The following is a 4,311-nucleotide window of genomic DNA, read 5'->3' as shown; positions in this document are numbered from 1 at the left end:
TTAAAGCAGAATTAAAATTTTTATCTCTTTCATAAGCAGCGGCAAGATTTACCATATAAACTATATTATTAGGACTGTATACTGTAGCTTTTAAAAAAGAGGATTCAGCTTGTTTATAATCTTCTACATATAAATATAAAAGCCCCAAAAAATTGTTCATATATGCATCATTTGGTTTTAATTCTATTGAATATCTTATAGAATCTATTGCTTTATTAGTATCGCCTAGTTTATATAGTGCATATCCTTTTTGGAAATGAAGTTTTGGAGAAAATCTATTAACTATTATACCGCTTCTTGCGGCTTTAAGCATATTATTATAATCTTTTAAATACATATATGCATTAGCTAAATTTTCAAAATATTCTATTTTAAGAATAGGGGAGTAATCTATCTCATATTCAAATAATTCTGCAGCTTTTTTATAATTTTGGGCATTATAATATCTGTATGCATTAGCTAAATTTTTCCTGTCGTATTGAAAAATTTCATTTGTTTGAGAATACAAAGATAATTCTATTAATGAGAAAAATATTAGAACTATTTTACTATTAACGCCCATCTTTTCTAAAACTTTGCAGTCTGAAATCATTAATCATAGCATTGGCATAAGCTATAGTAGCATCATACATTTCTTCTTTAGTTTTACCTTTAAAGAATTTATATACTCTAGGAGATTGAGTATTCAAGTAATCAGGAAGAACTATTTCTCCGTCACTGCTTGCTTTAAGAGCCAATTGCTTTATATTACTCATTTTTTCAATGAATGAATGTAGGAAGAAACCAGATTCTTTAAGTATAAATTGTTCTGCTCTGCTGGAGTTATCTCCATTATCTAAAGTAAATACATAATCAGAAAATATTTGTGGAACTTTGCTTTCTCCTATAGGTATTATGAATTTTTGGAATTGATTATCATAATCTTTAACCGCAGTTTCTACAACATAATCGCTAGTAGGTCCACATGAAAAGAATCTAATCACAGAAAAACAGTTATACAGTTCTTTGAAAGCACCGTATAAATGGCATATTTCATGATCAGCTTTAGGATGCATATTTTCTAAAGGATATTTTTCTGTAGCACTTTTGAATTTTTCTATCATATTATCTACTTTATTCATAAAAGAATTTTCTTTAGCCTTTTCTTCTTCAGCTTTTTTTCTTTGGCGTTCTAATTCTCTGTCTCTTAAAGTAGTTTTTATATCTTCCAAAATCTTTATTTCAACTATTAAGAAATTGGATAAATCCTGTCTGTTTTGTAGAGCTTCTCTATATCTATCATTAAAACTATTTACATTGTAAATTTTGCTTCCATATTTTTCAGCACCTTTTTCATATTCAGTTCTTATTTTTGTTAAAGTTGCATTGATTTCTTTGTTGCTTAAACTAGCCATTAAAGACTCCTTTTGAAAAATATTTCTATATAAAATCTATAAAAAAGTAAAAAACTATTACAATTATAAATATCGAAAACTATACATAATAAATTATACAATTTTTTAAAAATAAATCTAGTATTAAACAATATTATACTTTTTAATATTTTACTTTTTTACATTAATAAAATGCTGTAATTATTGTTTAATTGAAAATATCTTAATAAATAAAAGCCTTTATATAGTAAATAAATATGTAATATATTTTTTATTTATCTATCATTATATTTAATATTTCTATATCAGTAAATTTCATTCCTTCTTTAGCCATTCTTCCTATACTATCTATTGTAGTTTCTATATCATCTTTCACAAGTCCATCTCCAGATTTGAAAACTTTTCCATCTCTAGCTAAATTGAAAGCTAATATTCCGCAATCAATAGCCTCAGCAATCTTTGAAGCACATGAAGATTTAGCACCATCGCAAACCATACCTCCTATTGTACATAATGCATTTGTTATGGTATCGCATATGGTTTTATAACCTTCGTCATGCAAATATGCTATACCAGAAGCGGCACCTGTAGCAGCACAAACAACACCGCAGAATGCAGATAATTTGCCTATATGTTTTTTCTGAAGTATAGCTATTAAATTTGAAAGTACTAATGCTCTGTACAATTTTTCTTCAGATACTTTCATATCAGCAGCATATTCTATAACAGGTATTGAAACTGTTATTCCCTGATTTCCGCTTCCAGAATTAGTTACTACAGGCATAGCAGATCCTCCCATTCTAGCATCGGAGCCAGCAGCAGCATAAGCCTTTGCCCTGTTCTTTATATCATCTCCATAGTACTTTAATATTGTTTTTCCTATTCCAGTACCATAGTCATTTTTTATACCTTCTCTTGAAATATTTGTATTCAATTCTATTTGCCTATCAATAGTTTCTTTAATATCTTCTATATTAACCTGATTTGCAAATTCTAATATATCTTTTATATTCAAAGACTCTCTTATATCATTATCTTTATTATTCAAAGAGTTGTCTGATTTTAATAATTCTTCTCCATTTCTTACTATTCTTGTTATATTGGTATGAGAATTTTTTATTTCAACTAATGCTGATGAATCTTTAAGTTTAGCTTCTATTATAATATGCAAATTCTCAGAACCTTCTATTAAATCGCATTTACAGAAATTTTTATTTATAAGTTCTTTAGTTTTTTCTATATCCTCTTCTTTTACCGTAGATAAAACTTCAAGATTTTTACTAGCATCTCCACCAATCAATCCTAAAGTAGCAGCTATATTTATACCTTTTAATCCACCAGAATTTGGTACAGTTACTCCTTTTACATTTTTTATAATATTTCCACTGCATTTTACAACTATATAATCAGGTATATCACCAATTATTTCTCTTATTTTTGCACCTGCAAAAGCTATTGCTATAGGTTCTGTACAGCCTAATGCTGGTATTAATTCTTCTTTTAAAATATTTAAATAATTATTGTATAAATTTTTATCCATAAAATTCTAATCCAACTAAATATATTTTTAATATTATATTATTATTTTATATCAAAATCAATATTTGAAAAAAATTATTTTATTTTAGTTTTCAGAAAATTTACGATTTTAAGTTTATATGGCTTGATTAATATGAAAATATTCTTTTTTTTATAATTACATTAGTTTATAGTATTGATTTTTTTTTCATTTTATGATATTTATAACAAATAATTTTTGAGAGATTAATATGATACCTAGATTACATTTAAAAATAGTAGCAAGATTTAGAGATGTTTTCGGTCATAAAGGAGATACTAAACTCTATTTTGCTCCGGGAAGAGTAACAGTTATAGGAGAACTTATAGATTATTCAGGTGGAGATACTATAACTTGTGCTATTGATAGAGGAACTCATATTGTAGCTAGAAAAAGACCTGATAATAAAGTTAATATATATGCTCATTCCTTTAAAGCTAGAAAATCATTTACATTAGATGATTTAGAAAAAAATAAAGAAGATGAATGGGCTATTTATTTTAAGGGAGTTTTTTCAGTACTTTTAGAAAAAGAATATAAAATACATGGAATGGATATATTTGTATATACTGACTTACCTTTTAATACTTCTTTATCTTCATCTAGTTCATTATGTGCCTGTCTGACCTTTGCTGCTTTGGATATAAATAATATTAAAGATGTTGATCCTATTGAAATGGCTAAATTATCATATGAAGGTGAAATAAAATATGCATCTCATAGAACATCTTTAAGCGATCATGTTACTATTTTTATGTCTAAAGAAAATACTTTATTCTTCTTTAATATGAAAACGCTTAAATATGAATATTTTGATTTTAATTTAGGCGATTATTGTATGGCTGTTGTTAATAGCAATAAGAAAAGAACTTCAAGCGATAGTGAATATAATGCTAGAAAAAGAGAATGTGAAAATGCATTAAAGAAGCTTAAAGAGAAAAAGAATAATTTGAAATCTTTATCCGATTTGAAGGTTAAAGATGCAAATTTTATTAAGGAAATTTTGCAAAATAAAGAACAAAGACGTGCTTTATATGTTTCCGCTGAACAGGATAGAGTTAATCAGGCTGTTAAGGCAATAAAGAAAGGTTCTGTTAAAGATTTATCAAATTTAATACTTAAAACTCATGATGGTTTGAGTAAATTATATGAGGTTTCAACTGCTGAATTGGATATTTTGGTAGAAGAATCTATGAATATTGATGGCGTTTTGGGCGCTAGAATGATAGGTACTGGTTTTGGAGGAGGAGTTTTATTATTCCTTAAGAAAACCGAAGTTGAAAATGTTATAGAAAATTTATATTCTCATTATAAAGAAAGAACTAGAAGAGATGCAGATGTTTATATATTAAAATTATCTAATGGTACTAGAATACTACC

The 4,311-nt window shown here is 26.7% G+C and carries 4 protein-coding genes; 1 reads left to right on the top strand and 3 read right to left on the bottom strand.

Going from position 1 to position 4,311, the window contains the following annotated elements:
- The 3 genes from Q1J76_RS07010 to Q1J76_RS07000 all read right to left on the bottom strand — a co-directional run.
- On the bottom strand, positions 1 to 592 hold a 592-nt coding region (locus Q1J76_RS07010), incomplete at its 3' end, for a tetratricopeptide repeat protein (RefSeq protein ID WP_300368879.1).
- Positions 552 to 1,394, bottom strand: coding sequence for a hypothetical protein (locus Q1J76_RS07005; protein WP_300368874.1), 843 nt, complete (start codon positions 1,392 to 1,394; stop codon positions 552 to 554). The genes Q1J76_RS07005 and Q1J76_RS07010, both read right to left, overlap by 41 nt.
- 250 nt (positions 1,395 to 1,644) lie before the next feature.
- Entirely contained in the window at positions 1,645 to 2,913 is a 1,269-nt protein-coding gene (locus Q1J76_RS07000; RefSeq protein ID WP_300368871.1) for an L-cysteine desulfidase family protein, read from the bottom strand.
- A gap of 229 nt (positions 2,914 to 3,142) precedes the next feature.
- Between Q1J76_RS07000 and galK the strand changes: the two genes are divergently transcribed.
- A partial coding sequence (gene galK, locus Q1J76_RS06995; RefSeq protein ID WP_300368868.1) for a galactokinase occupies positions 3,143 to 4,311 on the top strand: 1,169 nt, incomplete at its 3' end.

The organism is Brachyspira sp., from assembly GCF_029258575.1.
GTDB lineage: Bacteria > Spirochaetota > Brachyspiria > Brachyspirales > Brachyspiraceae > Brachyspira.
This window is presented reverse-complemented; position numbering and strand designations above follow the sequence as displayed.

Excerpts from the sequence above, each read along its gene's own strand:
- Q1J76_RS07005 (WP_300368874.1), bottom strand. The coding sequence starts at position 1,394 with ATGGCTAGTTTAAGCAACAAAGAAATCAATGCAACTTTAACAAAAATA.
- Q1J76_RS07000 (WP_300368871.1), bottom strand. The coding sequence starts at position 2,913 with ATGGATAAAAATTTATACAATAATTATTTAAATATTTTAAAAGAAGAA.